Source organism: Microvirga sp., from assembly GCF_014699075.1.
Lineage (GTDB): Bacteria > Pseudomonadota > Alphaproteobacteria > Rhizobiales > Beijerinckiaceae > Microvirga.
On the sequence record NZ_JACXAB010000001.1, the window covers coordinates 210,101 to 236,183 of the forward strand.

Here is a 26,083-nt window from a genome sequence, read left to right on the forward strand (position 1 = left end):
CCGGTTGCCCCATGACGATGGCACGGCAAGGGTCACGACGCCAAGGCCTCTGTCAAGGCGGCATGTTATTTCCTTCACGGAATGGTTGATAGCCTGCCCCGTTCCCGTAAGGTCATGCCATGTCACTGAGTCCAGACGAAATCGACCGCTATGCCCGCCACCTCGTCCTCCGGGACGTGGGCGGGCCGGGGCAACAGAAGCTGAAAGCCGCTCGCGTCCTCGTGATCGGCGCCGGCGGCCTGGGTGCTCCCCTGATCCAGTATCTCGCGGCGGCCGGGATCGGCGCGATCGGCATTGTGGATGACGATGCAGTCAGCCTCTCGAACCTGCAGCGGCAGGTGATCCATGGAACTCCGGATGTCGGACGCCCCAAGGTGGAGAGCGCCACGGATGCGATCAGGCGGCTCAATCCGCATGTGACGGTCGAGACCCATGCCCTCCGCTTGACGCCTGAGAATGCACGGGACCTGGTCCGCCGCTACAATATCGTCGCGGACGGCTCGGACAACTTCGAGACGCGCTATGCGATCTCGGATGCCTGCTTCTTCGAGAGAAAGCCCTTGGTGACGGCGGCGCTTGGACAGTTCGACGCCTCGCTCACCACGATCCGGGCGCATGAGACCGGCCCGGACGGCAAGCCCAACCCCACCTATCGCTGCCTCTTCCCCTCCCCGCCTCCGCCGGGCGCAATCCCAGCCTGCGCGGAAGCAGGCGTGCTCGGGGCGCTCGCCGGGGTCATGGGCAGCCTGATGGCCATGGAGGTGATCCGGGAGATCGTGGGATTCGGCGAGAGCCTCGTGGGGCGGCTGCTCATGGTGGACGCGCGCGCGATGCGGTTCGACACGGTGCGCTACGGGTGGGATGAAGGGAATGTGTTGAGTGGGTCTCGACAATCGCCATCCCGGACGGAGCAAAGCGGAGATCCGGGATCGTCCGGGAAGTTGGCAGATGGCTGAGGTTTTCTAAGTCTACATCCTAGCCACTCGGAAGGACGGGCCTCTTTACATCGGCGTCACGAGCGATCTGCATAAGCGGGTTTTCGAGCACAAAACCCATGCCATTCCAGGGTTTACGGCGCGCTACAACGTGGATCAGCTGGTATATTTCGAAGTTTTCGAGAACCCGGAAGCCGCCATTGCCCGTGAGAAGCAACTTAAGAAATGGCGGCGGGCCTGGAAGGTCCAGTTGATTGAGCGTGACAATCCGGAATGGCGGGACTTGGCGGAAGAGTTTGTCCCCTAAACCCAGGCCGTCATCCCGGGGCCGCGTAGCGGAACCCGGGATCGTCTGCAGAATAGGGTGCCTTACTCGTCTTACGATCCCGGATCGCGGCTATGCCGCGTCCGGGATGACGCTTGTGGTTACGAGCGCAGCACCGCGCCGGTCTTCTTCGACACCTCGCCGACGATCTTGGCGGACACCGCCTCGATCTCCACGTCGGTGAGCGTCTTCTCCGTGGGCTGGAGGGTGACGGCGATGGCCACGGACTTCTTGTCCGGGTCGATGCCGGTGCCCTCGTAGATGTCGAACACGTCGACGCCCACGATCAGCTGGCGCTCGGCGCCTTGCGCTGCCTTCACGATGTCGCCTGCCGCCACGTCGCGGCCGACCACGAAGGCGAAGTCGCGCGTGAGCGGCTGGAAGTCCGGCAGGTTCAGCTTCGGCTTCATCTTGGTGGGCTTCGCCTTGGGCGGCGGCAGCGCGTCCAGATTGAGCTCGAAGGCCACCAGCGGCCCTTTCAGGTCGAGGGCTTTGAGCACCTTCGGGTGAACCTCGCCGAAGGCTCCGACCACGTTCTTGGGCCCGAACTGCAGGGTGCCCGAACGGCCCGGGTGGAACCAGGCCGGGCCGCCGGCCACGATCTGGAGACCGCCGGACGGGATGCCGAGCGTCGCGAGCAGGGCCAGCACATCGGCCTTGGCGTCGAAAGCATCCACCGACTGAGCACCGCCGTCCCAGTGACGGCCCACGCCTTCCGCCCGCGCCGTGCCGCGACGCACGGCAGCGGCCTTGGTGGACTGGCCTTCCGGCTCGTCGGACGCGAAGGTCTGGCCGACCTCGAACAGGGCCACATCCCCGAGCCCGCGATCCGCATTGCGCTGCGCTGCCTTCAGAAGGCCGGGCAACAGGCTCGGGCGCATGTCGGAGAGTTCGGCCGCGATTGGGTTGGCAAGCTTCAGGCGCGCATCGCCACCGCCGAACAATTCCGCCTCATCCTTGGCGATGAAGGACCAGGTGACGGCCTCCACCAGCCCGCGCACGGCCAGCGAGCGGCGGGCGAGCCGCGTGCGCTTCTGGATCAACGTCAGGATGGGCTTGGCCACCACGTCCTCCAGGCGCGGCAAGGGCTTGGGTTCGATGCGGTCGACGCCGGCAATGCGGATGACCTCCTCGACCAGATCGGCCTTGCCTTCAATGTCCGGGCGCCAGGACGGAGCCGTGACGCTCACGCGCTCGCCCGAGCCCTGCACCTGGAAGCCGAGCTTCTTCAGGATCTGCTCGGACTCGGAGGGCTGCACGTCGAGACCCGACAGGCGCGGAACCTCGCTCCAAGGGAACTCGATCACGCGCTGGTCCTGCGGAACCCGACCTGCAACAACAGACTCGCTCGCCTCGCCGCCGCACAGGTCGATCACCATCTGCGTGGCGAGATCGAGACCGGGCACCGTGAAGGCCGGATCGACGCCGCGCTCGAAGCGGTAGCGCGCATCGGTGATGATGCCGAGCTTGCGGCCCGACTGCGCGATGTTCAGCGGGTCCCAAAGCGCGGATTCGATCAGCACATCGGTGGTGGTCTCATCCGAGCCCGAATGCTCGCCGCCCATGATGCCGGCAATCGACTCGACGCCGTTTTCATCCGCAATCACCACATTGCCGGAATCGAGCTTGTAGGTGCGCCCATCGAGAGCCAGCACCTCCTCGCCCTCCTTCGCCCGACGAACGGTGAGGTTGCCCTTCACCTTCTTGAGGTCGAAGACGTGGAGCGGGCGGCCCCGGTCGAAGGTGATGTAGTTGGTGATGTCCACCAGCGCATTGATCGGGCGAAGGCCGATGGCGAGCAGGCGGCGCTGCATCCATTCCGGCGACGGACCGTTCTTCACGCCGCGCACGAGGCGCAGGGCGAAGGCCGGGCAGAGCTTCTCGTCGCCCGGAGCGAAGTCGAGGGTCACGGAGACCGGGCAGGCGCCCTTGCCCTGAACGGGCGCGACGGCGTCGCCCTTGAGCGTGCCGAGGCCGGCAGCCGCGAGATCGCGGGCGATGCCGTGGATCGAGGTGCAGTCCGGGCGGTTCGGCGTCAGGTTGATCTCGATCACCGGATCGTCGAGCCTGGCGTAGGATGCGTAGGCCTGACCCACCGGCGCATCCTCGGGCAGGTCGATGATGCCGTCGTGATCGTCGGAGATCTCAAGCTCGGACCCGGAGCACAGCATGCCCTTGCTCTCGACACCGCGGATGGTGCCGACGCCGAGCGTGATGTTCTTGCCCGGAATGTATGTGCCGGGCGGCGCGAACACGCTCTTCATGCCGGTGCGGGCGTTGGGCGCGCCGCAGACCACTTGGATCGGGTCCCCTTCGCCCGTATCGACCATGCACACGCGTAGGCGATCGGCATTGGGGTGCTGCACGGCGGAGACCACATAGGCGACCTTGTAGGGCGCCAGCGCCTTCGCCTTGTCCTCCACGCCCTCGACCTCAAGGCCGATGCGGGTGAGCGTCTCGACGATCTCGTCGAGGGAGGCCGTGGTCTCGAGGTGGTCCTTGAGCCAGGAGAGGGTGAATTTCATAGTGACTCTCCTTTACGAAGTCAGGCCGCTGACGAGGCTCGGGATGTCGAGCGGGCGGAAACCGTAGTGGTTCAGCCAGCGCACATCGGCCTCGAAGAACGGGCGCAGGTCCGGCATGCCGTATTTGAGCATGGCGATGCGGTCGATGCCCATGCCCCACGCAAAGCCCTGGTACTCGTCCGGATCGAGCCCGCAATTGCGCAGCACGTTCGGGTGGACCATGCCGCAGCCGAGAATTTCGAGCCAGTCCGTGCCCTCGCCGAAGCGGATCTCGCCCCCTTTTCGCGAGCACTGGATGTCGACTTCGGCGGACGGTTCGGTGAAGGGGAAGAAGGATGGGCGGAACCGCATCTTCACCTGATCGACCTCGAAGAAGGCCTTGCAGAACTCCTCCAGGATCCACTTCAGGTGCGCGATGTTGGCCTGCTTGTCGATGACGAGGCCTTCCACCTGATGGAACATCGGCGTGTGGGTCTGATCGGAATCATGCCGATAGGTCCGGCCCGGGATGATCACCCGGATCGGCGGCGCCTTGGACGTCATCGTGCGGATCTGGACCGGCGAGGTGTGCGTGCGCAGCACCTTGCGCTCACCCTTCTCGTCGGGGGCGAGGAAGAAGGTGTCGTGCATCTCGCGGGCCGGATGGCCCTCTGGGAAGTTCAGCGCCGTGAAGTTGAGATAGTCGGTCTCGATATCCGGCCCCTCAGCCACGGAGAAACCCATATCGGCGAAGATCGCCGTCAGCTCCTCGATCACCTGGCTGATCGGGTGAATGCGGCCGCGGGATTCAGGCGCCTCGGGCACCGGCAGCGTCACGTCGATGCGCTCGGCGGAGAGCCGGGCTTCGAGGGCAGCCTCCGCGAGCGTCTCCTTCTTGGCCGCGATAGCTCCCTGCACGGTGTCGCGCAGGCCGTTGATGAGCGGGCCGCGTTCCTTCCGCTCCTCGGGCGTCATGGCGCCGAGAGTCTTCAGCAGTTCTGAGACGGAGCCCTTCTTGCCGAGCGCGGACACGCGCACGGATTCAAGAGCCGCCTCGTCGCCGGCGGCTTCGACCTGGGTGAGCAGGTCACGTTCGAGATGGTTGAGATCGGTCATCGGTCCCTGGCCAGATGCAAGCGCCACATGAGAGGCGCCTTGAGTGAGGCGCGGCGCGGGAACCGTCAAGTCGTCCGAGCCGCGAAAAGGCAACCGACAGCGTGAGAGCCGTCAGCGCGGGTGGTCTCGGAGAAGGGGGAGAAGGCGGTGCGGCTGAAAGCCAGCCGCACCGAAAGCTTAGTCTATCCGGCTTTAGGCAGCCTGCTGCGGCAGGGCGGCCTTGGCGCGCTCCACATAAGCGGCGAAAGCCGCCGGCTCGTGGATGGCCAGCTCGGACAGGACCTTGCGATCGACCTCGATCCCAGCCTTGCCGAGACCGTCGATAAATCGGGAATAGGTCATGTCATGCATCCGGACAGCAGCGTTGAGGCGCTGGATCCAGAGAGCGCGGAAGGTGCGCTTCTTGTTGCGACGGTCGCGCGTCGCATACTGCATGCTCTTCTCGACCGCCTGCTTGGCGATACGGATGGTATTCTTGCGGCGGCCGTAGAAGCCCTTGGCTGCCTTGAAAACCTTCTTGTGCTTGGCGTGGGATGTTACGCCACGTTTGACGCGGGCCATTGAAAAACTCCTTCAAAATCCGGGATGTGGGAAGAACCGTCTCAGCCGTTGGGCAGGAAGAACTTCTTCACGTTGTAGGCATCGCCTTCGAACATGGTGGTGGTGCCGCGCAGATTACGGATCTGCTTGTTCGACCGCTTGATCATCCCGTGGCGCTTGCCGGCCTGGGCGTAAACGACCTTGCCGGTGCCAGTGATCTTGAAGCGCTTTTTCGCGCCCGACTTCGTCTTCAGCTTGGGCATTTGGCTCTCCTTTGGACAGGCCTCGGAAGCGGCCTTAACCGCTCTTCAGCCTTTTCATTGCTGCATTGAGCAAAACAAACCGCCACGGCAGCCCTAACGGCCGGGCGGTTCGATGAAGGCGGCCTTATGACAGACGGCCGTCCAAAAAGCAATGGCCGCCGGTGCCCCGACGGCCATGAATTTCTCTGTACGAGGAGCCTCTTAGAGCATCGCATCGAGTGGACCGGAAAAACCGGGTCCACTTTTCCCTGACGCGGCCCTTTGGGTCCGCACGATGCGCTAGCGCGGCGCCAAAACCATGACGACCTGGCGGCCTTCGAAGTTCGGCTCCATCTCGACCTTGGCGATATCGCCCACATCGGCCTTGACCCGGTCCAGGACCTTCAGGCCCAGCGACTGGTGGGCCATCTCGCGACCGCGGAAGCGCAGGGTGACCTTCACCTTGTTCCCTTCCTCGAAGAAGCCCTTCATCGCCTTCATCTTGACCCCATAGTCATGGTCATCGATGCCGGGACGCAGCTTGATTTCCTTCACCTCGACCGTCTTCTGCTTCTTGCGCGCCTCGGCGGCCTTCTTCTGCTCCAGGAAGCGGAATTTGCCGTAGTCGAGGATCTTGCAGACGGGAGGGGTGGCGTTCGGCGAGATCTCCACGAGATCGAGGCCTGCCTCTTCGGCAACCTTCAGGGCATCGAAGAAGGCCATCACGCCTCGGTTCTGCCCCGTATCGTCGATCAGCTGCACTTCGCGAACACCGCGAATGTCTCGGTTGGCGCGCGGTCCGTCCTTCTGCGGCACCGGCATGGCTCTCATTGGTCTGCGAATGGCTCGTATCTCCTGTTAAGGGCTTAAACTGAGGATCGGAGATCCCAGGGGATCCCTGCTGTGCATGCTCAGCCTTGCCACGAATGATTCGACATTTCGCGCAAACGCGCGGGAAGTCAACTTGTTCTATGGGCAAAACGGCCCTCAAGAAGGGCGGAATAGACATCCAGCGTGCCGGAAACCATGCGCTCGAGCGAGAAATGACGCTCCACATGGGCACGAGCCCTGGCGCCCAGGGCGATTCTCGCGCTGGCCCCGAGGCTGAGAGCCGCGCCGACCGCCTCGGCCAGCGCGTCCGCATCGCCGGCGGGAATGCGCCAGCCCGTCCGCTCGTGCTGCGGCACGGCCGGCGGGGACAAAACCGTCTCCGGCACGGCCCCGAGATCGGAGACGACCACAGGCGTGCCCATGGCCTGCGCCTCCACGGCAGAGCGCCCGAAAGCCTCCGGCTCGGTGGACGGCACGGTGACGACGGATGCCGCCAGGAAGGCCGCCGGCATGTCGGTGCAGTGGCCGACCCGGCGCACAATGCCTTTCAGCTTCTTCGCCTCGATCAGGCTGTCGAGATCCTTCACATACGAATCCCTCCCCTGCGGGTCGCCGGCGAGGATATAGGCGACATCCGTCAGGCCCGCATCGCGCAGCTTGGCGGCTGCCTCGATCAGCACCTTCTGGCCTTTCCAGCCGGTCAGGCGGGCGGCGAGCAGCACCACACGCTCGTGGGGCGCCACCTCCCAAGCCTTGCGCAGAGCTTCGATCCGCTCCGGCGCCACCGCATGCGGGGAGAAGACAGTGAAATCCGTGCCCCGGTGAAGCACCCGGATGCGCTCGCCGGCTTGCGGATAGACTGAGCGGATCAACTCGCCCGTATAGTGTGAATTGGCGATGACCGCATCGCCGCGGGACATCACCGAGTTATAGAGGACCTTCACCGACGAGCGGCCGGAGTAACTGCCGTGGTAGGTGGTCACGAACGGGATGTTGAGGGAGCGCGCCGCGCCGAGACCCACCCAGGCCGGCGCCCGCGAGCGGGCATGAACGAGGGCAACCCGCTCGTTGTGGCAGATCCGGGCGAGCTTGCGCACGTTGAGCAGCATGGAGAACGGGTTCTTCGATGCCGCCGGAAAGGGAATCCAGATGCCGCCCTTGGTCTGGAGCTCGCCCACCAGCCGGCCGCCCTCGGTTGCGACCAGTGCCCGCGCGCCTGCATGGACCAGCCCCTCGGCGATGTCCACGGTGGTGCGCTCCGCCCCTCCCGCTTCAAGTTCGGGGACGATCTGAAGAATGGTCCGGCCCGCCAGCGGGTGCACGTGAGAGGACGGGAACGCCATCCCTCCGCCGGGTCGCGATGAAAAACTCACGGAAGTCAGAGCCTTCTCAAAAATCGTCCGACAGAATCGTCCGAAAGAATCCTATATGACGCTTGCTTCAAAGCAGTTGAGGATGAGTTAACCATGCCGCAAAGCGTCACGGTCGGCCAGGATGCCCGCTCCATTGCCGTTCTCACCCGGGAGGGCAAAGGCCCGCCTGTGGTCTGGCTCGGCGGCTTCAAGTCGGACATGCGGGCCACCAAGGCGACCGCCCTGGACGAATGGGCTGAGCAGAATGGCCGCGGCTTCGTGCGCTTCGATTACAGCGGCCATGGCGAATCCGGCGGGGCCTTCGAAGAGGGCACGATTTCCCGCTGGCTCGAGGATGCGCTCGCCGTGATCGAGCACCATGTGCGGGAGCGGCCGATCTTTGTCGGATCCTCCATGGGGGGCTGGATCAGCCTCCTGGCGGCACGCTATTTGATGGACAGGCGGCCGAACCTCGCACCAGCGGGCATGGTCCTCATCGCCCCGGCGGTGGACATGACCGAGCGGCTGATGTGGGGGCGATTTCCCGAGGATCTGAGGCGGAGCGTCCAGGAGACGGGGGTTTATCACCGCCCTTCCGCCTATTCCGACGATCCCTACCCCATCACCTTGAACCTGATTGAGGATGGCCGCCGCCACCTGCTTCTCGACCGGCCGATCCAGACCGGCTGCCCGGTCCATATCCTGCAAGGCATGGAGGATCCCGATGTCCCCTGGAGCCATGCGCTCGAATTGGTGGAGCACCTGCCGGGGGACAGCGTATCGCTGACGCTGATCAAGGACGGGGATCACCGGCTGTCACGGCCGGAGGACATCGAGCAGCTGATCGCAGCGGTTGCTGCGATCGCTTAGGATAAGAGTGCTGAGCCTCGGCGCATCGTGCGGAAAAGTGGCCCCGGTTTTCCGCAGAAACGATGCGCCAAGCAATAAAGTTGGAGCATCAGATGGATCCCAAAAGTGGTGTCCACTTTTGGGTCCGATGCTCTAATGCAGGCTCACCATCGTCAGGTCATGTGCCCAGGCATTGGCAACCGCAGCGTCATGGTTGTCGGTCAGCAGGATGGGCTCGCCGCTGGCGGACAGGAGCGCGAACAGCCGCATGCCGGGCTGGAGCTTGGGAGCCTGGGGAAACAGCCGGGCGACCTCATCGGACTCGATCGGCTTCACATAGGCCATCTGGCCCAGGCCCAGGGTGGCGAGTTCGGACACATCGAAGGCCGGCTCGTGATGGTTCTTGATCTCGAAGTTCATGGACATCTCCTTGTTGCGGATGCCGTCACACTTTGTCCGGAGCGCTGATGTCGATCTTGCGGACGATCCGCTCCGGCTCGGGCCGGACCAGATCGATCGACAACAGCCCGTTGGACAGGTCTGCGCCCATGACCTCCATGCCGTCGACAAGGAGGAAGGTGCGCTGGAACTGACGGGCGGCAATGCCGCGATGGAGGAAGTGCCTTGTCTTGTCGTCGGACTGGCGTCCCCGGATGACGAGCTGGCTCTCTTCCAGGGTCACCTCCAGCTGATCCCGGGTAAAACCGGCAACGGCCAGGGTGATGCGGAGGCGCTCGGGGGCGCTTTCCGTGCGAGCCAGACGCTCGATGTTGTAGGGCGGATAACCGTCCCCGGCCGCCTTGGCGACCCGATCGAGCGCCTGCTCGATCTCATCGAAGCCTAACATAAACGGATGCCCGAAGGGCGACTGACGCGACATGTTCGAAGCCCAAGGTTAGAGGCACTTCGGTTGGTTTTGAGCCCGCCGATGCGGCACTCAAGTGGCCCGGAACCGGGCCGCTGTCGGAGATATGGATACGCCGCTTCGGCCGATCAAGACCCTGGCCAAGTCGCCCTGGCAGCGCCCAGTTCTCACGGTCAATAGAGCCTGAGGAGCGGACTAGACCCGCTCCCGCCACCAGGCGACCTGCTCGGCCACCCGAACCGGGGACGTGCCGCCGAAGCTCGTCCGGGAGCGGACGGAGTTCTCGACGCCGAGCACATCGTAGACACCCTGGTGGATCTTGGGCTCGACCGCCTGCATGGCCTCGAGCGGCAGCTCCTCCAGGGTGCAGCCGCGGCTCTCCGCCTCGGACACGATGCGCCCGGTGATGTGATGAGCGTCACGGAACGGGATGTTGAGGCTGCGCACGAGCCAGTCGGCGAGATCCGTCGCCGTGGAGAAGCCTGCGCCGGCCACGGCTGCCATGCGCTCCGGCACCGGCTCCAGGTCCCGGATCATGCCGGTGGTGGCGGCGAGCACGATCTCGATGGTGTCGGCCGCATCGAAGACCTGCTCCTTGTCCTCCTGCATGTCCTTGGAATAGGCGAGCGGCAGGCCCTTCATCACGGTGAGCAGGGAGACCAGGGAACCGATGACGCGGCCGGTCTTGCCCCGCACTAGTTCGGCGGCATCCGGGTTGCGCTTCTGCGGCATCATGCTGGAGCCGGTGGTCCAGCGGTCCGGCAGGCGCACGAAGCCGAAGGGTGCCGACATCCAGATGATGATCTCTTCCGCAAGGCGTGACAGGTGCACGGCGCAGATGGCGGCGGCGGCCATGTACTCGAGCAGGCTATCCCGGTCCGAGACGGTGTCGAGCGAATTACGGGTCGGGCCGTCGAAGCCCATTGCCTTGGCGGTCATGTGCCGGTCGATAGGGAAGGAGGTTCCGGCGAGCGCGCCCGCGCCCAGGGGGCACTCGTTCAGGCGCTTGCGGGAATCGCGGATGCGGCTGCGGTCGCGGCCGAACATCTCCACATAGGCCATCAGGTGGTGCCCGAAGGTCACCGGCTGGGCGCTCTGGAGATGGGTGAAGCCCGGCATCACGGTGGCGGCATGAGCCTCGGCCTTGTCGAGGAGCGCCTTGATCAGGCTGGTAAGCTGCTCATCGGTTCGGTCATGGGCCTCGCGCACCCAAAGCCGGGCATCGGTGGCCACCTGGTCGTTGCGGCTGCGGGCCGTATGCAGGCGGGCCGCCGGATCGCCGACGATCTCGCGCAGGCGGCTCTCCACGTTCATGTGGATGTCTTCGAGGGCTGTCGAGAAGCTGAAGGAGCCGGACTCGATTTCGCCCAGCACCCGCTGAAGCCCCTGATGGATGGCGTCCCGGTCGCTCTCGGCGATGATTCCCTGCCTGGCCAGCATGGTGCTGTGGGCGATGGAGCCCTGGATGTCCTGGGAAGCCAGTCGCTTGTCGAAGCCGATGGAGGCGTTGATGGCTTCCATGAGCGCGCTTGGCGAGGACGAGAAGCGTCCGCCCCACATGGTGTTGGCACCGGGTTTTTTGGCGTCTTCAGACACGGGCTTCATCCGATCAAGAAATGTCGGGGAGCCTTTGCCACAGTTTTCCCCTGCAAGCCAACCCGAACCGCATCTGCCCGACCTTTGGGCATGCTGCACCATGTTTACCAGTTGGTAACCAGTGAGTAGACTCGACAGAACCTGTGTGATTTGCATTCATACGGGCGCACAAGAAGCGCACCCAGCGCTGCGAGGGAACTGGCCTATGACAAGTCTTCCGAAATTTATCCTATCCGCCGCCATGGTTACCGTGATGGCGACTTCTTTCTCTGCCGTAAAGGCAGCCACGCCGGCCGACACCCTGGTCCAGGCCTGGCAGATGGACGACATCATCTCGCTCGATCCGGCCGAGGTGTTCGAGCTGAGCGCCTCCGAGATCATGGGCAATACCTATGAGCGCCTGATCACCTATGACATCAAGGACGTGTCCAAGATCTCCGGCCAAGTCGCCGAGTCCTGGACCGTCTCCCCGGACGGCAAGACCTACACCTTCAAGATCCGCCCGAACAAGAAATTCGCCTCCGGCAGCAACATCACGGCCGAGGATGTGGTCTACTCGCTCCACCGCGCCGTATCGCTCGACAAGTCCCCGGCTTTCATCCTGGGCCAGTTCGGCTTCACGAAAGACAATGTGAAGGACAAGATCAAGCAGACCGGTCCGCTCGAGCTCACGATTGAGGTCGACAAGCCCTACGCCCCGACCCTCGTTCTCTACTGCCTCGGCAACTCGGTTGCCTCGATTGTCGAGAAGAAGCTGCTCGTCCAGAACGAGAAGGACGGCGACTGGGGCTACAACTGGCTGAAGACCAAGTATGCCGGCTCGGGCCCGTACATCATGCGCGACTGGAAGGCCAACGAGGTTCTCGTCCTCGAGCGCAACCCGCACTACGAGAAGAAGACCCCTCTCGCCCGCGTGATCTTCCGCCACATCAAGGAGACCGCCAGCCAGCGCCTCCTGCTCGAGAAGGGCGACATTGACGTGGCCCGCAGCCTGAACCCTGAAGAGATCACGGCGATGTCCAAGAACCCGGACATCAAGGTTCAGAGCGCTCCGAAGGGTACGGTCTATTATCTCGGCCTGAACCAGAAGAACCCGAACCTAGCCAAGCCCGAGGTTCGTCAGGCTCTGAAGTATCTTGTCGATTATCAGGCGATCGCCGATACGATCATGAAGTACAAGGGCGACGTTCATCAGAACTTCCTGCCCAAGGGCTTCCTCGGTGCCGAGACCTCCAACCCGTACAAGCTCGACGTCGCCAAGGCGAAGGAGCTTCTGGCCAAGGCCGGCCTGAAGGACGGCTTCTCGGTGACGATGGACACCCGCTCCACCCCCGAGATCATGGGTGTCGCCCAGGCCATGCAATCGACCTTCGCTCAGGCCGGCGTCAAGCTGGAGATCCTGCCGATGGATTCGAAGCAGGCCCTGACCAAGTATCGTGCCCGCCAGCACGACATCTACATCGGCAACTGGGGCTCGGATTATCAGGACCCGAACTCCAACGCCGACACCTTCGCGGCGAACGACGACAACTCGGACCAAGCCAAGGCGAAGCCGCTCGCTTGGCGCAATGCCTGGGATCCGGGCCCGCTGACTGCCAAGACCCGCGCTGCAGTCATGGAACGCGACGCAGAGAAGCGCGCACAGATGTACAAGGAGCTGCAGAAGGCGGTTCTCGACGACAGCCCCTTCGTGCTCTTCCTGCAGCAGACGGAAGTCGCGTCCGTGCGCAAGAACGTGGAGAACTTCATCCTCGGTCCGTCGTTCAGCGACAACGACCTGTCACAGGTAAAGAAGAACTGACGCTTCGATGGTTTCAGCAGTCATGAATCGGGGCGGAGGGCATGCAAGTGCCCTCCGCTCCTCCCTTAAGAACGTCGCCCAGTTCGTCATGGTCCTGATGACGACGCTTCTCGGCCTTGCCGCCGTCACCTTCTTCATCGGGCGCGTCGTCCCCATCGATCCCGTGATCGCCATCGTGGGCGACCGGGCTCCTGCGCAGGTTTACGAGCGCGTCCGCCAGGAACTCGGCCTCGATCTGCCGCTCATTCAGCAGTTCTGGATCTATCTGAAGAAGGCCGTGACGGGCGATTTCGGCAATTCGGTTCTCACCACCAATCCGGTGATGACGGACATCGCCAATACGTTTCCCGCGACGCTGGAGCTTGCCACCCTCGGCACCCTGATCGGTGTCGTCCTCGGTGTCCCGCTCGGTATCCTCGCCGCCGTCAAGCGCGGCAGCTTCATCGACCAGTTCGTACGCGTGCTGGGCCTTGCCGGCTACTCCATTCCGATCTTCTGGCTCGGCCTCATGGGCCTGCTTGTCTTCTATGCCAAGCTCGGCTGGGTGGCGGGACCGGGCCGCCTCGACGTGACCTATTCCTACCTCTACACGCCAGTCACCAACATCGTGCTCCTCGACACCGCCATGCAGGGCCAGTGGGACGCGTTCTGGGATGCGGTTTCGCACATCATCCTGCCCGCCTGCCTGCTCGGCTATTTCTCGCTGGCCTATATCAGCCGCATGACGCGCTCCTTCATGCTCAACGAGCTGGCGCAGGAATACGTGATCGCCGCGCGGGTGAAGGGCCTGTCCGAGATGCGGGTGATCTGGCGCCATGCCCTGCGCAACGCCGCCGTTCCTCTGATCACCGTGATCGCCCTGTCCTATGCCAACCTGCTCGAAGGCTCCGTGCTCACGGAGACGATCTTCGCGTGGCCGGGCCTGGGCCAGTACATCACCAATTCCCTGCAGAACGCGGACATGAACGCAGTGCTCGGCGGAACCCTCGTGATCGGAACCGCCTTCGTGCTGCTCAATCTCGTGTCCGACCTGCTCTACCGCCTGCTTGATCCGAGGACCCGCTGATGACCGGCGCCCCTCTTCCCCTGACCTCTGAGCCGTCCGGCATGCGGGCCTGGCTGCTGTCCCCGGAGCCCCATTCCCGCTGGCAGGCGCGACTCGGCCGCTTCTATCTCGGCTGGCGCTCCTTCTCCCGGAACCCGCTCGCCGTCGTTGGCCTCGGCATCGTCATTCTGCTGATCCTTGTGGCGATCTTCGCCGACGTCATTGCGCCCTACTCGCCGGTCACCGGCGGGGACCTGCGCACGCAGCGCCTCCTGCCACCGAGCGAGACCTATTGGCTCGGCACGGATGATCAGGCCCGTGATATCTTCTCACGCATCGTCCACGGCTCTCGCGTCACGCTCTTCATCGTCGTTCTGGTGGCCCTGATCGCAACCCCCATCGGGCTTCTGGTGGGCACCGTCTCCGGCTACCTCGGGGGCTGGGTCGACACGGTGCTGATGCGCATCACCGACATCTTCCTGGCCTTCCCGCGCCTGATCCTGGCGCTCGCCTTCGTGGCGGCCTTAGGGCCAGGCATCGAGAACGCCATTATCGCCATCGCGATCACCTCCTGGCCGCCCTATGCCCGCATCGCGCGCGCCGAGACCCTGATGATCCGCAACAGCGACTTCATCGCGGCGGTGAAACTGCAGGGTGCCTCGACGCCGCGCATCATCCTCGGTCATGTGGTGCCGCTCTGCCTCTCCTCGCTGATCGTGCGTGTGACGCTTGACATGGCCGGCATCATCCTGACGGCCGCGGGCCTCGGCTTCCTCGGCCTCGGGGCGCAGCCACCGATGCCGGAATGGGGCGCCATGGTGGCCACGGGCCGCAACTACCTCATCGACCAATGGTGGGTCGCCGCCATGCCGGGCATCGCCATCTTCGTGGTGAGCCTCGGCTTCAACCTGCTGGGCGACGGCCTGCGCGACGTTCTCGATCCGAAGGCCGCCAAATGACCAAGCCGCTTCTCGACGTCGAGGACCTGCGCGTCCGCTTTCATCTGCGCACCGGCACCGTGGAAGCGGTGCGCGGCGTGTCCTTCCAGCTCGGCCGCGAACGCCTCGGTATCGTGGGCGAGTCCGGCTCCGGCAAGTCGCAGACGGGCCGCGCCATTCTCGGCCTCACCCCGCCGCCCGGCGAGGTGACGGCCAAGCGCCTCGCCTTCGACGGAATCGACCTGCAGAAAGCCTCAAAACGCACCCTGCGCACCCTGCGCGGCGGGCGCATCAGCATGGTCATGCAGGATCCGAAATACTCGCTCAATCCGGTCATGACCATCGGCGAGCAGATCATCGAGGCCTATCAGGCCCATGTGAAAGCCGGCAAGGCGGAGGCCCGCGACAGGGCGCTCGCCATGCTGGAAGCCGTGAAGATGCGCGATCCCGGCCGTGTTTTCTCCCTCTACCCGCACGAGGTCTCCGGCGGCATGGGGCAGCGCGCCATGATCGCCATGATGCTGGTCACCGATCCGGATCTTCTCATCGCCGACGAGCCGACCTCGGCCCTCGATGTGACAGTCTCGATGGAGGTGCTGCGCATTCTTGACGAGCTCGTCTCGGAACGCGGCATGGGCCTGATCTTCATCTCGCACGACCTCAAGCTCGTCTCCTCCTTCTGCGATCGGGTGCTGGTCATGTATGCCGGCCGCGTGGTCGAGGAACTGGAGGCGAAGAACCTGCGGGAGGCCAAGCACCCCTATACCCAGGGCCTCATGCGCTGCCTGCCGACGCTCGCGGATGACGTTCGTCCGTTGCCGACCCTGAACCGCGATCCCGCATGGGCGCTCTAACGATGCTCGATATTCAGAACCTTCAAGTCGTCTACGGCACCGGTCGCATGCGGGTCGATGCGGTCAAGAACGTGAGCTTCCATGTGGAGCCAGGGGCGGCCTATGGGCTCGTGGGCGAGTCCGGCTCCGGCAAGTCGACCGTGCTGCGCGCCATCTGCGGGCTCGCACCAATCACCAGCGGCCGCGTGAGCGTCCATGGCAATGCCGTCACCACGCCACGCGGCAAGGCCTTCTACCGCACGGTCCAGATGGTGTTTCAGGACCCCTATGCCTCGCTTCATCCACGACACACCGTGGACCGCACGCTCTCCGAGCCGCTGGCGATCCATGGCGAGAAGGATGCGGAGGCGCGCATCCTCCAGGCTCTGAAGGAGGTGGGCCTCAGCCCCTCCTTCCGTTTCCGCTACCCGCACCAGCTCTCCGGCGGCCAGCGCCAGCGCATTGCCATCGCCCGTGCGCTGATCCTGCGCCCGAAGGTGCTGCTGCTCGACGAGCCGACCTCGGCGCTCGACGCCTCGGTGCAGGCCGAGATCCTGAATCTTCTTGACGACCTGCGCCGGCGCTTGGGCCTGACCTATATCCTGGTCAGCCACGACCTCGCCGTCGTGGCCCACTTGTGCGAGCGCCTGCTCGTCATGCAGCATGGCGAAGCCGTCGAGGAAACGACCGCGGCTGCCCTGCGCTCGGGCGCAGCCTCGAACGATTATACGCAGTCGCTGATTCAAGCGAGCCAGGGCTTCACGCGGGTTGCCCCGCTGCCGGCTCAAGCTCCTGCCGCTTAACGACGCTTTTTTCCGCCACCTATTTTGATGTGAAATGATGCCCAGCTCTACTCTGATGCCTGTCTTCGATGGTCACAACGACGTGCTGCTGCGCCTGATGCGCGGTAAGATCCAGCCCGAGCAGGCTTTCCTCGAAGGCGACAATATCGGCCACCTCGACTGGCCGCGGATGAAGCAGGGCGGCCTCATTGGCGGGTTCTTCGCCGTCTATGTGCCGTCCGAGAGCGTGGGCGTCGATGTGGATGAGCTGATGGCCCAGGCGCAGTACGATGTGCCGCTCTCCTCGCCGCTCCCGCTCCCGACGAGCCAGCAGGTGACGGCGCACATGGCTGCGCTGCTCATCCGCATCGAGCGCGCCTCGAAGGGCGAGGTCAAGATCTGCCGCACGGCTGCGGACATCCGCCACTGCATCGAGACCGGCAAGCTCGCGGCCATCCTGCATATCGAGGGCGCCGAAGGCATCGACCCCGATCTCTACATGCTCGACGTGCTCTACGAGAGCGGCTTGCGCTCCATCGGACCCGTCTGGAGCCGCCCCAACATCTTCGGCCACGGCGTGCCGTTCCGCTATCCCTCGACACCGGATACCGGCCCGGGCCTGACGGATCGCGGCATCGAGCTGGTACGCGCCTGCAACCGCCTCAAGATCATGATCGATCTCTCGCACCTGAACGAGAAGGGGTTTTGGGATGTGGCGCGGCTCTCGGATGCGCCACTGGTCGCCACGCATTCCAATGCGTGGGAGATCTGCCGCCACTCGCGCAACCTCACCGACAAGCAGCTCGGCGCGATCCGCGAGAGCCGCGGCATGGTGGGCGTGAACTTCGCCACCTCGTTCATCCGCCCCGACGGCATGCGCAACGACGACACGCCCCTGGAGGAGATGATCCGGCACATGGATCACCTGATCGACCATGTGGGTGTGGACGGCGTCGGCCTCGGCTCCGATTTCGACGGCGCGACGATCCCGGCCGAGATCGGCGACGTGCGCGGCCTGCCCCGCCTCGTCGACGCCATGCGCCGCCACGGCTATGACGAAGCCACCCTGCGCAAGCTCTGCTACGAGAACTGGGTCAATGTTCTGGAGCGCACCTGGGGGCGGTGATCGGTTCGACTACGATCATCTATGGTCATCCCGGACAAGCGGAGAGCAGATCCGGGATCGTATGCAGAACAAGACACTGGATCCTCAACGCTGTCATCCCCGCGCAGGCGGGGATCCAGAACCACGACGTTTCAGAAGAGAGCGAACGGCGTCGCGCCTCGTTCTGCATCGTCGGCGTTTATGGATCCCGGGCTCTGCTGCGCAGCCCCGGGATGACAATGCTGGACTGGTTGAAGCGATCCCGGATCGGCTTACGCCGTCCGGGATGACACCTTATCCCTTCACGGCCGGCACAAGGCCGGTGACGACGTGGTAGCGAACTTACCTCTCCGCCTTCGAGTTGAGCGCGAACACGCTCGCGATGCCACCGACGCCAAGCATGAGCAGCAGGCTCACCGCGTTGATCGCCGGTGACGCGCCCTCGCGCATCTGTCCGTACATGGCGATCGGCAGCGGCGCCTCGGAGCCTACGAGCATCAGGGTGGTGTTGAAGTTCTCGAACGACATCAGCAACGCTACGAGTCCGGCGCCAATGAGGGCGGGTTTCAAGAAAGGCAGCGTGACGGTGCGCAGCACCCGCGCGCGGGTGGCGCCGAGATCGAAGGCGGCTTCCTCCAGTGAGCGATCGAACTTGCGCAGGCGGGCGGCGATGATGAGCGTCGCGATGGTGAGGATGAAGGAGAGCTGGCCCAACACCACGAGCGGCAGGCCGGGCCGCAGAGAATCGAGATCGGTCTGAAGCCAGTCCTCGAGCCCGTTCGTCACGCGCGAGAAAAAGGCCAGGATCGAAATGCCGAGCACCACGCCTGGGATGACCAGCGGCCAGAGCATCATCATGACGACAAACGTCTTGCCGCGAAACTCCGCGCGCTCCAGCACCCAGGCATTCACCGTGCCGAGAAGCACCGCGAGCAGCGCAACCGGAATGGCGACCTTGAAGCTGTTGCCGATGCTCTCCAGCCAGATCGGATCGACCAGCACGCCGGGCTTGCCGACGACAGCCCCGGAGCCGGTGAACCATTCCAGCGTAAAGCCGCGCCAGGGCGGTGATGGGAACGGGCTTGCGTTGAAGGCAAAGATCGCCACGACGAGAAGTGGCGTGAACAGGAACAGGTAGAACGCCACGATGTAAAGCTTCCAACTGAGAGACGGACGGTTCATGGCGTCAGGCCTGCTTCAGGGTGGTGCCGAGGCTCTGGCCGGTGAGGCGCAGGCCCAGCCACACGATGGCGGAGGACAAGAGCAGGAGCAGCATGCCGAAGGCAGCTCCCTGGGGCCAGTTGAAGCGCGTGATGAACTGCGCGTAGATCTGCTCGGTGAACCACAGCCCGTTCTTGCCGCCGAGCAGAACCGGCGTAGCGAAGTTGCCGACGGTGAGCATGAACACGATGATGCAGCCTGCCACGATGCCCGGCATGGCATGGGGAATGACGATGCGGCGCAGCACGGTCCAGCGGCTGCCGCCGAGATCGTAGCCGGCTTCCACGACCGCAGGCTCCAGGCTTTCCAGCGCATTGGCGAGCGGCACGATCATGAACAGCAGGCCGCCATAGATCAGGCCGAGGATCACCGCGCCATCGTTGTAGAGAAGCTCCACCGGTTGACCCGCGAGACCGATGGAGCGCAGCGCGTAGGATATCATGCCGGTCTCGCGCAGCAGGATCATCCAGCCAAGCGTGCGCACCAGCTCCGACACCCAGAACGGCAACAGGCAGAGCAGCAACAGCATGGCCTTGAGGCGGCCTTGCGCCACGCGGGCGATATAGAGCGCGATGGGAAAGGCGAGCACCAGCGTGAGCGCCGTGACCAGGATCGACATGAAGGCCGTGCGGGCGAAGGTGCGCCAGTAGAGCGGCTCGGTGAAGAACTCGAGATAGTTGCCGAACCCGAAGGCATAGACCCGCGGCGCCACACGCTCGCTGAAGGAGAGGACGAGGATCTCCACGTGCGGCAGCACGATGAGAAGCCCGAGCCACAGGATGGCGGGGGCGAGCAGCAGGAAGAGCGTGAGGCGTGAGGCCTGCTTCGCGATCATGCGGCGAACACCTTCATGGCATCCGCCGTCCAGCCCACATGGACAGGCGCACCGACCTGGATGCCGGCGAGCGGACCTGCTTGCGGCAGCACGGCGCGCACCGGCTGCTCGAAGCCGGCGGTGTCGATGAGCAGGCTCGAAGCGGCCCCGTCGAACAGCACGGCCGAGACGCGGCCCTCGAAGCGGTTGGGCAGATTGCTCAACGATGAAGGATCGTGCGCGAGGGCCACAGCTTCAGGGCGCACGAAGGCAAGCGCCGCCTTCGCGGCTGCACTCCCCTGCCCCTGCACGATGGCGCCCGATGACAGGCGAACGGCAACGGTGCCGTTGGAAGCGGAAGCCGCCTCGCCCTGCAGGCGGTTCGTCTCGCCGACGAAGCTCGCCACGAAGGGTGTGGCCGGGCTGTGATAAAGCTCGCGCGGGCTGCCCACCTGCTCGAAACGGCCCTGGTTCATCACGGCGATGCGGTCGGACATGACGAGGGCTTCGGACTGGTCGTGCGTGATATAGGCGAAGGTGGTGTTGAACGTGCCCTGGAGCTGTTTCAACTCGATCTTCATGTGCTCGCGCAATTTCAGATCGAGGGCGCCGAGCGGCTCGTCGAGGAGCACGAGGGTCGGCTCCAGCACGAGGCAGCGGGCAATCGCCACGCGCTGCCGCTGGCCGCCCGAGAGCGCTGTCACGCGGCGCTCACCGAAACCCTTGAGGCCGACGCGCTCCAGCATGCGGCTCGCGCGCTCCTCGGCGTCCCCACGGGATACGCCGCGGCAAGTGAGCCCATAAGCGACGTTTTCTCCGACGCTCATCATGGGAAAGAGCGCGAGGCTCTGGAACACCATGTTGACCGGGCGCCTGTTGGCCGGAACACCCAGCATTGATTTCCCGCGGATGCGGATGTCCCCGGATGTCGGGTGCTCGAACCCGGCAATCATGCGCATCAGTGTGGTCTTGCCGCAGCCGGAGGGACCGAGGATCGAAAAGAACTCGCCGGGCGCGACGCTGAAGCTCACGTCATCGACGGCAGCATACGAGCCGAAGCGCTTCGTGACGTTGACGATGTCGAGATCGGTGGAAGAGGCCATGACGCTGCCGATACAAAGAGTCGTCCCCCGAACGGGTCGGGGGACGACGAAACACGACGATAAGAGGTTTACGAACCGGCCTTCAGGCGGTCGAGAACCTTGCCCTCGATCTCCTCGAGGCCAGCCGGCACGGCCGGATACCAGCGGATGTTGTCGATGGCGGCCTTCGGGAAGCTCTCGGCGAACTGATCCTTCAGCTTGCCTTCCATGAGCTTGTCGGCGCTATTCGAGGCCGTGAAGTTGCCGGCGGCAGCCGCGACCTTTGCGGCTATCTCCGGGCGCATGTTGAAGTTGATCCACTTGTAGGCGGCATCGTCATTGCGGCCCTTGGCGGGGATCGCGAAGGTGTCCACCCAGCCGAGCGCGCCCGACTTCGGCGCAATGAACTTCATGTCCGGATTTTCGGCGTTGAGCTTCCAACCACCCGTATCCCAGGCCATGGCGGCGACGATCTCGCCGGAGCGCGCGGCGTTGAGGAGCTGATCGGAGCCCTCCCAGAAGAACTTCACGTTCTTCTTGCACTCGGCGAGCTTGGCGCCGACCTTGTCCATCAGGGCCGCGTAAGCCTTCGCATCGCCGTACGCCGCGAAGGGATCCATGCCGTTGGCGAATGCGAACGCGATCAGGGCCGGGCGCTTGGCGCGGAAGCTGGTCTTGCCGGCGAGAGCGGGATCGCAGAGATCGTTGTAATCGGCCACTTTCGGCGCGGCCTTGGTGTTCACCACGAGACCGTCCGTGCCCCAGATATGGGGGACGCCGTAGACCTTGCCGTCCACACTGGTGTTCTTCTTCGTCGCATCCAGCATCGAGCCGATGAACTGATCGGACTTCAGCTTGGAGAGATCGAGCGGCTTGTAGATGCCGAACTCCGCCTGCGGGCCGGCGATGCGGTCCTGGCTCGGCTGAGCGAGATCGAAGCCAGCGCCTTGCGTGGCGCGCAGCTTGGAGATCATCTCCTCATTGTTCGAGGTCGTCACCTCGACTTCGATGCCCGTCTCCTTCGTGAACTGCGCCACGATATCGGCCGGCGCATAGCCCGACCAGGTCAGGAGCCGCAGCTTCTCGGCGGCTTGTGCCGATCCGGCGACCATGAGAGCGGCAAGAGCCGTAGCCAGCTTCAGGCTGGCGCGTTTCGTCAACATCCTCGTCCTCCAGTGTGGTTGGGCTTTGCCCTTGTTCCCCAGTTGCAAAACTATATGACAGTTGCGCGACGCGCTAGGGGTTTGAAGCCGGCTTAGGAATTCAAGGCCATGCTGACAGGGGCCGCTCTCCCGGCTATGGATGGACTCTCTCTGCAGGAGCCTCCAGCCATGCGCAGTTTCTACCCCGAAATAGAACCCTATGAGACCGGCATGCTCGATGTCGGCGATGGTCATCGTGTCTATTGGAAATTGTGTGGGAATCCGAAAGGAAAACCCGTGGTTTTCCTGCATGGCGGCCCGGGCGGCGGCTGCACGCCGACCCAGCGGCGGCTGTTCGACCCGGAGAAATACCGCATCCTGCTGTTCGATCAGCGCGGCTGCGGCCGCTCTACGCCCTATGCCAGCCTGGAGGCCAACACCACCTGGCACCTGGTGGCCGACATCGAGCGCCTGCGCGAAATGATCGGTGTGGACAAGTGGATGGTGTTCGGCGGCTCCTGGGGCTCGACGCTGGCGCTCGCCTATGCCGAGACACATCCGGAGCGCGTGACCGAGCTCGTGCTGCGCGGGATCTTCACGCTGCGCCGCTCGGAGCTGCTCTGGTACTATCAGGAGGGCGCCTCGTGGATCTTCCCTGACAAGTGGGAGGGCTTTCTTGCGCCGATCCCGGAAGCGGAGCGCGGCGATCTCATGGCGGCCTACCGCAAGCGCCTGATCGATCCCGATCCGGCCGTCCAGGCAAAAGCTGCCCGCGCCTGGAGCTTATGGGAGGGCGAGACGATCACGCTCCTGCACAACCAGGAATACAGCGACATCTTCGGCGACGAGCACTACGCCATCGCCTTCGCCCGGATCGAGAACCACTACTTCGTCAACGAGGGCTGGTTCGAGGAGGGACAGCTCATCCGCAACGCCCATCGGCTGAAGGGCATTCCGGGCGTGATCATCCAGGGCCGCTACGACATGGCCACGCCGCCTAAAACCGCGTGGGATCTGCACAAGGCTTGGCCCGAGGCGCAGTTCATCATGGTGCCGGATGCGGGCCACGCGGTGAGCGAGCCCGGCATCACGCATCATCTCATCGAAGCAACGGACGCCTTCGCGAGGGGATGAGGTTAGCGGACAAGCGTCATCCCGGACGGAGCGCAGCGAAGATCCGGGATCGCCTTGACCAGCCTGGCACTGTCATCCCGGGGCCGCTCAGCGGAGCCCGGGATCCATAGCCACGACCTAGAACCAGTCCGGCACTGCCGGCGGTTATGGATTCCCGCCTTCGCGGGAATGACAGTGTCGAGGTTCTAGTGCCCTGTTCTGCACGCGGTCCCGGATCTTGTGCGGCGTCCGGGATGACGATCGTGAAAAACTTACTTCGCCGTCCAGCCGCCATCCATGGACAGGTTGGCGCCCGACATCTGGCTGGCTGCGTCCGAGCACAGGAAGACGGCGAGCCCCGCCACCTGATCGACGGTGACGAACTGCTTGGTGGGCTGAGCCTCCAGAAGCACGTCGTTGATCACCTGCTCCTTGGTGAGCCCGCGCGCCTTCATGGTATCGGGGATCTGCCGCTCGACGAGAGGCGTCCACACATAGCCGGGGCTGATGCAGTTCACCGTGATGCCGTGCGTCGCCACTTCCAGCGCCACAGTCTTGGTGAGGCCGGCGATGCCGTGCTTGGCCGCCACATAGGCAGACTTGAACGGCGAGGCGACAAGCGAATGGGCCGAGGCCGTGTTGATGATGCGGCCCCACTTGCGCGCCTTCATGCCAGGCACGGCGGCGCGGATGGCGTGGAAGGCCGATGTGAGATTGATGGCGATGATCTGGTCCCACTTCTCGACCGGGAAATCCTCCACCGGCGAGACGAACTGAATGCCCGCATTGTTGACGAGAATATCGACGCTGCCGAAACTGCGCTCGCCGAGCCGGACCATCTCCTCGATCTCGTCGGCCTTGAGCATGTTGGCCGGCGAATAGACGGCTTTGACACCGAACTCGCTCTCGATCCCGGCGCGGGTCTTTTCGATCTCGGCCTCGTCTCCCAATCCATTGAGGACGATGTTGGCGCCTTCCTTGGCGAGCGCGCGGGCGATGGCGAGGCCGATGCCGCTGGTCGAGCCGGTGATCACGGCTGCTTTCGATGTCAAGATCATGGTCTTCTCCGCTTGGGCCTGGGCTCCAGGCATCACATGGCAGGTGGAATAGCACGAAGGGCACGATGGAGGTGAGCCTAGCAAAAAGGAGCATGGGGAACAGATTCCGTGCGCGAGCTCGCCCATGTGCCGGGCGCATGTCCCTTTCCCCTTCCCTGCCGTTGTGTGGCAGCCGCCAATATGAGATGGATCGGGGGCCTTTCGACAATGCAATGGGGGCGTGGTGCCGACACCAAAGATTCTTCCCTGCGGCGACAGCGCCCTGACGGTCGAGTTCGGGAGCACGATCGATCCTGCCCTCAATGCCATGGTCCTGGCCCTCGACGAGATTGTCCGCAGCCGTGCCCCCGCCGGGCTGATCGAGACGGTGCCGACCTACCGCTCCCTGACCATCCAATTCGATCCTGCAGTGACCGACTACGACGCGCTTGTGAGGCTTCTCGACGAGGAGACCAGGGATCTCGCACCTCGGCACGCGGTGGGCCGCCGCTGGCGCGTGCCGGTGGTGTATGGCGGCGCCTACGGGAGCGACCTGGAGGAGGTGGCGGAGATCCATGGTCTCACGCCGAACCAAGTGATCGAGATCCATTCGTCGGCGGTCTACCGCATCTACATGATCGGCTTCCTACCGGGCTTCACCTATCTCGGCGGCCTCGACAAGCGGATCGCCACGTCCCGCCGTGTCCATCCCCGGGCGAAGATCCCGGCCGGGACGATCATGATCGGCGGCGAGCAGGCCGGCATTGCTCCCATGGACATGCCGAGCGGCTGGCACAATCTCGGCCTGACGCCGGTGCGCCCTTATGCGCCGGAGCGCGATCCGGTCTTCCTGTTCGCGGCCGGCGACGAGATTGTGTTCGAGCCGGTCGATGCTTCGCGCTGGGAGGCCATGGAGAAGGCCGTGCTGGCCGGCGAGCCGGTGGCCGAGGAGGTTCGCCCATGATCGATCTCGTGGTGAAATCCTGCGGCCCGATGACCGCCCTGCAGGATCGCGGCCGGATCGGCTATCAGGGCTTCGGCGTCTCGCCCTCCGGCGCCATGGATCGCCGCGCATTGGCGATGGCCAACGCCCTGGTTGGGAATACTCCCGACATGGCGGCTATCGAGTTCGTCAATCTCGGCGGCGCCTTCACGGCGGAAGGCGGCGACCTGCGCCTTGCCGTTGCCGGCGCGGGCACGTCCGCCAGCATTGACGGCACGCCCGTCCCACCCCTGACCGCGTTCATGCTGAGAGAGGGCCAAACCCTGGACGTGGGGCACCCGCGCACGGGCACCTTCGCGTATCTGGCGGTGGCTGGTGGTCTTATAATCGAACCGCAGTTGGGAAGTCTCTCGTTTCATCTGCGCTCCCGCCTCGGCGGCCTGAAAGGCGCGCCGCTCCAGGCGGGAAACCGCCTGCCCTGCCGGCCGGAGGTTCAAGCGGGTGAGCCGATGCAGCTCACCGTCGACATCGTCGAGGAGACCGGCCCCCTCCGCGTCATGCTCGGGCCGCAGGACGATTACTTCACGCCGGACAGCATTCGTTTGTTTCTGGACAGTGAATTCACCATCAGCCCGCAAGCCGATCGGATGGGCTTTCAGCTCACCGGACCCAAGCTCGAGCATGCCAAGGGGTTCAACATCGTGTCGGACGGCATCGTCGACGGCCATATCCAGGTGCCGGGCAGCGGCCAACCGATTGTGCTCATGCGCGACCGGCAGACGGCGGGTGGCTATCCGAAGATCGCCACGGTGATCAGCGCCGATCTGGCCCGCTTCGCGCAGATGCGCTCAGGCACACAAGTGCGCTTCAAGGCCGTGGAGCGGGACGAGGCCGTGGCGGCGGCGCGGCAGCTGAAAGATTGGATCGCGTCTCTTCCATCCAAGCTCACACCCGTCCGCTTCGATCTGACCACGGAGCATCTTCTCAGCCGCAACCTCATCGGCGGCACGGTCGACGCGCTCTCCTCTGCATCACACGAATGAAAAGGGCACCGGTGCGGCGCCCTTCCCTC

Annotated in this window: 26 protein-coding genes; 12 read left to right on the forward strand and 14 right to left on the reverse strand. The window is 64.4% G+C overall.

From position 1 onward, the window contains the following. Window positions 1-119: 119 nt before the first annotated feature. Window positions 120-956: a HesA/MoeB/ThiF family protein gene (locus IC232_RS01125; RefSeq protein WP_190843051.1), complete on the forward strand. Its 837-nt coding sequence runs from the start codon at window positions 120-122 to the stop codon at window positions 954-956. A gap of 16 nt (window positions 957-972) precedes the next feature. Beyond that, the gene (locus IC232_RS01130; protein WP_312895095.1) at window positions 973-1,242 is read left to right on the forward strand and encodes a GIY-YIG nuclease family protein; all 270 of its coding nucleotides are present in this window, start codon (window positions 973-975) and stop codon (window positions 1,240-1,242) included. Between the two features lie 119 nt (window positions 1,243-1,361). On the opposite strand, the gene pheT is transcribed toward IC232_RS01130, so the two are convergent. The 6 genes from pheT to IC232_RS01160 form a co-directional block, all read right to left on the reverse strand. Continuing rightward, window positions 1,362-3,785 carry a phenylalanine--tRNA ligase subunit beta gene (gene pheT / locus IC232_RS01135; RefSeq protein WP_190843052.1) on the reverse strand — a complete coding sequence of 808 codons (2,424 nt, stop codon included), beginning with the start codon at window positions 3,783-3,785 and terminating at the stop codon, window positions 1,362-1,364. 12 nt (window positions 3,786-3,797) lie between these two features. Next, a complete protein-coding gene (pheS, locus tag IC232_RS01140) occupies window positions 3,798-4,880 on the reverse strand; it encodes a phenylalanine--tRNA ligase subunit alpha (RefSeq protein ID WP_190843053.1) in 1,083 nt (360 codons plus the stop codon). A 192-nt stretch (window positions 4,881-5,072) separates the two neighbouring features. Beyond that, window positions 5,073-5,441, reverse strand: coding sequence for a 50S ribosomal protein L20 (gene rplT, locus IC232_RS01145; RefSeq protein WP_190843054.1), 369 nt, complete (start codon window positions 5,439-5,441; stop codon window positions 5,073-5,075). A 41-nt stretch (window positions 5,442-5,482) separates the two neighbouring features. Next, window positions 5,483-5,683: a 50S ribosomal protein L35 gene (gene rpmI / locus IC232_RS01150; RefSeq protein WP_190843055.1), complete on the reverse strand. Its 201-nt coding sequence runs from the start codon at window positions 5,681-5,683 to the stop codon at window positions 5,483-5,485. 279 nt (window positions 5,684-5,962) lie between these two features. Then, on the reverse strand, window positions 5,963-6,484 hold the full coding sequence (gene infC, locus IC232_RS01155; RefSeq protein WP_246811988.1) for a translation initiation factor IF-3: 522 nt from the start codon (window positions 6,482-6,484) through the stop codon (window positions 5,963-5,965). Between the two features lie 137 nt (window positions 6,485-6,621). Beyond that, window positions 6,622-7,836: a glycosyltransferase family 4 protein gene (locus IC232_RS01160; protein ID WP_190843057.1), complete on the reverse strand. Its 1,215-nt coding sequence runs from the start codon at window positions 7,834-7,836 to the stop codon at window positions 6,622-6,624. Between the two features lie 123 nt (window positions 7,837-7,959). On the opposite strand from IC232_RS01160, the gene IC232_RS01165 reads away from it, so the two are divergent. Then, window positions 7,960-8,715 carry an alpha/beta hydrolase gene (locus tag IC232_RS01165; RefSeq protein ID WP_190843058.1) on the forward strand — a complete coding sequence of 252 codons (756 nt, stop codon included), beginning with the start codon at window positions 7,960-7,962 and terminating at the stop codon, window positions 8,713-8,715. A gap of 132 nt (window positions 8,716-8,847) precedes the next feature. Here the strand turns inward: IC232_RS01165 and IC232_RS01170 are convergent, their stop codons facing one another. The 3 genes from IC232_RS01170 to argH all read right to left on the reverse strand — a co-directional run bounded on the left by IC232_RS01170 (window position 8,848) and on the right by argH (window position 11,119). Then, window positions 8,848-9,114, reverse strand: coding sequence for a DUF1150 family protein (locus IC232_RS01170; protein ID WP_190843059.1), 267 nt, complete (start codon window positions 9,112-9,114; stop codon window positions 8,848-8,850). Between the two features lie 25 nt (window positions 9,115-9,139). Beyond that, window positions 9,140-9,574 carry an Hsp20 family protein gene (locus tag IC232_RS01175; RefSeq protein ID WP_190843060.1) on the reverse strand — a complete coding sequence of 145 codons (435 nt, stop codon included), beginning with the start codon at window positions 9,572-9,574 and terminating at the stop codon, window positions 9,140-9,142. 180 nt (window positions 9,575-9,754) lie between these two features. Next, the gene (gene argH / locus IC232_RS01180) at window positions 9,755-11,119 is read right to left on the reverse strand and encodes an argininosuccinate lyase (protein ID WP_246812006.1); all 1,365 of its coding nucleotides are present in this window, start codon (window positions 11,117-11,119) and stop codon (window positions 9,755-9,757) included. Window positions 11,120-11,360: 241 nt separating this feature from the next. Between argH and IC232_RS01185 the strand changes: the two genes are divergently transcribed. From IC232_RS01185 to IC232_RS01210, 6 genes are all read left to right on the forward strand, one after another. Further along, window positions 11,361-12,956: an ABC transporter substrate-binding protein gene (locus IC232_RS01185; RefSeq protein ID WP_190843062.1), complete on the forward strand. Its 1,596-nt coding sequence runs from the start codon at window positions 11,361-11,363 to the stop codon at window positions 12,954-12,956. Window positions 12,957-13,044: 88 nt separating this feature from the next. Further along, the gene (locus tag IC232_RS01190; RefSeq protein WP_409564839.1) at window positions 13,045-14,022 is read left to right on the forward strand and encodes an ABC transporter permease; all 978 of its coding nucleotides are present in this window, start codon (window positions 13,045-13,047) and stop codon (window positions 14,020-14,022) included. Continuing rightward, a complete protein-coding gene (locus IC232_RS01195; protein WP_190843063.1) occupies window positions 14,022-14,960 on the forward strand; it encodes an ABC transporter permease in 939 nt (312 codons plus the stop codon). Before IC232_RS01190 ends, IC232_RS01195 begins: the two co-directional genes overlap by 1 nt. Then, window positions 14,957-15,793 carry an ABC transporter ATP-binding protein gene (locus IC232_RS01200; RefSeq protein ID WP_190843064.1) on the forward strand — a complete coding sequence of 279 codons (837 nt, stop codon included), beginning with the start codon at window positions 14,957-14,959 and terminating at the stop codon, window positions 15,791-15,793. The genes IC232_RS01195 and IC232_RS01200 overlap by 4 nt, the downstream gene beginning before the upstream one ends. 2 nt (window positions 15,794-15,795) lie before the next feature. Beyond that, window positions 15,796-16,575: an ABC transporter ATP-binding protein gene (locus tag IC232_RS01205; RefSeq protein ID WP_190843065.1), complete on the forward strand. Its 780-nt coding sequence runs from the start codon at window positions 15,796-15,798 to the stop codon at window positions 16,573-16,575. Window positions 16,576-16,612: 37 nt separating this feature from the next. Continuing rightward, the gene (locus IC232_RS01210; RefSeq protein WP_190843425.1) at window positions 16,613-17,680 is read left to right on the forward strand and encodes a dipeptidase; all 1,068 of its coding nucleotides are present in this window, start codon (window positions 16,613-16,615) and stop codon (window positions 17,678-17,680) included. A gap of 321 nt (window positions 17,681-18,001) precedes the next feature. Here the strand turns inward: IC232_RS01210 and IC232_RS01215 are convergent, their stop codons facing one another. The 4 genes from IC232_RS01215 to IC232_RS01230 all read right to left on the reverse strand — a co-directional run bounded on the left by IC232_RS01215 (window position 18,002) and on the right by IC232_RS01230 (window position 21,939). Next, window positions 18,002-18,841, reverse strand: a complete 840-nt coding sequence (locus IC232_RS01215) for an ABC transporter permease (protein ID WP_190843066.1) — start codon at window positions 18,839-18,841, stop codon at window positions 18,002-18,004. A 4-nt stretch (window positions 18,842-18,845) separates the two neighbouring features. Then, on the reverse strand, window positions 18,846-19,715 hold the full coding sequence (locus IC232_RS01220; protein ID WP_190843067.1) for an ABC transporter permease: 870 nt from the start codon (window positions 19,713-19,715) through the stop codon (window positions 18,846-18,848). Continuing rightward, on the reverse strand, window positions 19,712-20,797 hold the full coding sequence (locus IC232_RS01225) for an ABC transporter ATP-binding protein (RefSeq protein WP_190843068.1): 1,086 nt from the start codon (window positions 20,795-20,797) through the stop codon (window positions 19,712-19,714). The genes IC232_RS01220 and IC232_RS01225 overlap by 4 nt, the downstream gene beginning before the upstream one ends. A 68-nt stretch (window positions 20,798-20,865) precedes the next feature. Beyond that, window positions 20,866-21,939 (reverse strand): extracellular solute-binding protein, encoded by a 1,074-nt coding sequence (locus tag IC232_RS01230; protein WP_190843069.1) that lies wholly within the window; start codon window positions 21,937-21,939, stop codon window positions 20,866-20,868. A gap of 168 nt (window positions 21,940-22,107) precedes the next feature. Here IC232_RS01230 and pip point away from each other — a divergent pair, with 168 nt between their 5' ends. Next, window positions 22,108-23,052 carry a prolyl aminopeptidase gene (gene pip / locus IC232_RS01235; protein WP_190843070.1) on the forward strand — a complete coding sequence of 315 codons (945 nt, stop codon included), beginning with the start codon at window positions 22,108-22,110 and terminating at the stop codon, window positions 23,050-23,052. 251 nt (window positions 23,053-23,303) lie between these two features. Here pip and IC232_RS01240 read toward each other — a convergent pair whose 3' ends face one another. Then, window positions 23,304-24,089, reverse strand: a complete 786-nt coding sequence (locus IC232_RS01240; RefSeq protein ID WP_190843071.1) for a 3-hydroxybutyrate dehydrogenase — start codon at window positions 24,087-24,089, stop codon at window positions 23,304-23,306. A 223-nt stretch (window positions 24,090-24,312) separates the two neighbouring features. Between IC232_RS01240 and pxpB the strand changes: the two genes are divergently transcribed. Beyond that, window positions 24,313-25,032, forward strand: coding sequence for a 5-oxoprolinase subunit PxpB (pxpB, locus tag IC232_RS01245; protein ID WP_190843072.1), 720 nt, complete (start codon window positions 24,313-24,315; stop codon window positions 25,030-25,032). After that, window positions 25,029-26,054, forward strand: a complete 1,026-nt coding sequence (locus tag IC232_RS01250) for a biotin-dependent carboxyltransferase family protein (protein ID WP_190843073.1) — start codon at window positions 25,029-25,031, stop codon at window positions 26,052-26,054. Before pxpB ends, IC232_RS01250 begins: the two co-directional genes overlap by 4 nt. Window positions 26,055-26,083 lie beyond the last annotated feature (29 nt).

Coding starts and splice junctions, on each gene's coding strand:
- rplT (WP_190843054.1), bottom strand. CDS start 5,441: ATGGCCCGCGTCAAACGTGGCGTAACATCCCACGCCAAGCACAAGAAG.
- pheS (WP_190843053.1), bottom strand. CDS start 4,880: ATGACCGATCTCAACCATCTCGAACGTGACCTGCTCACCCAGGTCGAA.
- pheT (WP_190843052.1), bottom strand. CDS start 3,785: ATGAAATTCACCCTCTCCTGGCTCAAGGACCACCTCGAGACCACGGCC.
- IC232_RS01185 (WP_190843062.1), top strand. CDS start 11,361: ATGACAAGTCTTCCGAAATTTATCCTATCCGCCGCCATGGTTACCGTG.
- IC232_RS01190 (WP_409564839.1), top strand. CDS start 13,045: ATGGTCCTGATGACGACGCTTCTCGGCCTTGCCGCCGTCACCTTCTTC.
- argH (WP_246812006.1), bottom strand. CDS start 11,119: ATGTGGGGCGGACGCTTCTCGTCCTCGCCAAGCGCGCTCATGGAAGCC.
- rpmI (WP_190843055.1), bottom strand. CDS start 5,683: ATGCCCAAGCTGAAGACGAAGTCGGGCGCGAAAAAGCGCTTCAAGATC.
- IC232_RS01175 (WP_190843060.1), bottom strand. CDS start 9,574: ATGTCGCGTCAGTCGCCCTTCGGGCATCCGTTTATGTTAGGCTTCGAT.
- IC232_RS01215 (WP_190843066.1), bottom strand. CDS start 18,841: ATGAACCGTCCGTCTCTCAGTTGGAAGCTTTACATCGTGGCGTTCTAC.
- IC232_RS01230 (WP_190843069.1), bottom strand. CDS start 21,939: ATGTTGACGAAACGCGCCAGCCTGAAGCTGGCTACGGCTCTTGCCGCT.
- IC232_RS01225 (WP_190843068.1), bottom strand. CDS start 20,797: ATGGCCTCTTCCACCGATCTCGACATCGTCAACGTCACGAAGCGCTTC.
- IC232_RS01240 (WP_190843071.1), bottom strand. CDS start 24,089: ATGATCTTGACATCGAAAGCAGCCGTGATCACCGGCTCGACCAGCGGC.
- IC232_RS01165 (WP_190843058.1), top strand. CDS start 7,960: ATGCCGCAAAGCGTCACGGTCGGCCAGGATGCCCGCTCCATTGCCGTT.
- IC232_RS01220 (WP_190843067.1), bottom strand. CDS start 19,715: ATGATCGCGAAGCAGGCCTCACGCCTCACGCTCTTCCTGCTGCTCGCC.
- infC (WP_246811988.1), bottom strand. CDS start 6,484: ATGCCGGTGCCGCAGAAGGACGGACCGCGCGCCAACCGAGACATTCGC.
- IC232_RS01205 (WP_190843065.1), top strand. CDS start 15,796: ATGCTCGATATTCAGAACCTTCAAGTCGTCTACGGCACCGGTCGCATG.
- IC232_RS01195 (WP_190843063.1), top strand. CDS start 14,022: ATGACCGGCGCCCCTCTTCCCCTGACCTCTGAGCCGTCCGGCATGCGG.
- IC232_RS01210 (WP_190843425.1), top strand. CDS start 16,613: ATGCCCAGCTCTACTCTGATGCCTGTCTTCGATGGTCACAACGACGTG.
- IC232_RS01200 (WP_190843064.1), top strand. CDS start 14,957: ATGACCAAGCCGCTTCTCGACGTCGAGGACCTGCGCGTCCGCTTTCAT.
- IC232_RS01160 (WP_190843057.1), bottom strand. CDS start 7,836: ATGGCGTTCCCGTCCTCTCACGTGCACCCGCTGGCGGGCCGGACCATT.
- pip (WP_190843070.1), top strand. CDS start 22,108: ATGCGCAGTTTCTACCCCGAAATAGAACCCTATGAGACCGGCATGCTC.
- IC232_RS01170 (WP_190843059.1), bottom strand. CDS start 9,114: ATGAACTTCGAGATCAAGAACCATCACGAGCCGGCCTTCGATGTGTCC.
- IC232_RS01250 (WP_190843073.1), top strand. CDS start 25,029: ATGATCGATCTCGTGGTGAAATCCTGCGGCCCGATGACCGCCCTGCAG.
- IC232_RS01125 (WP_190843051.1), top strand. CDS start 120: ATGTCACTGAGTCCAGACGAAATCGACCGCTATGCCCGCCACCTCGTC.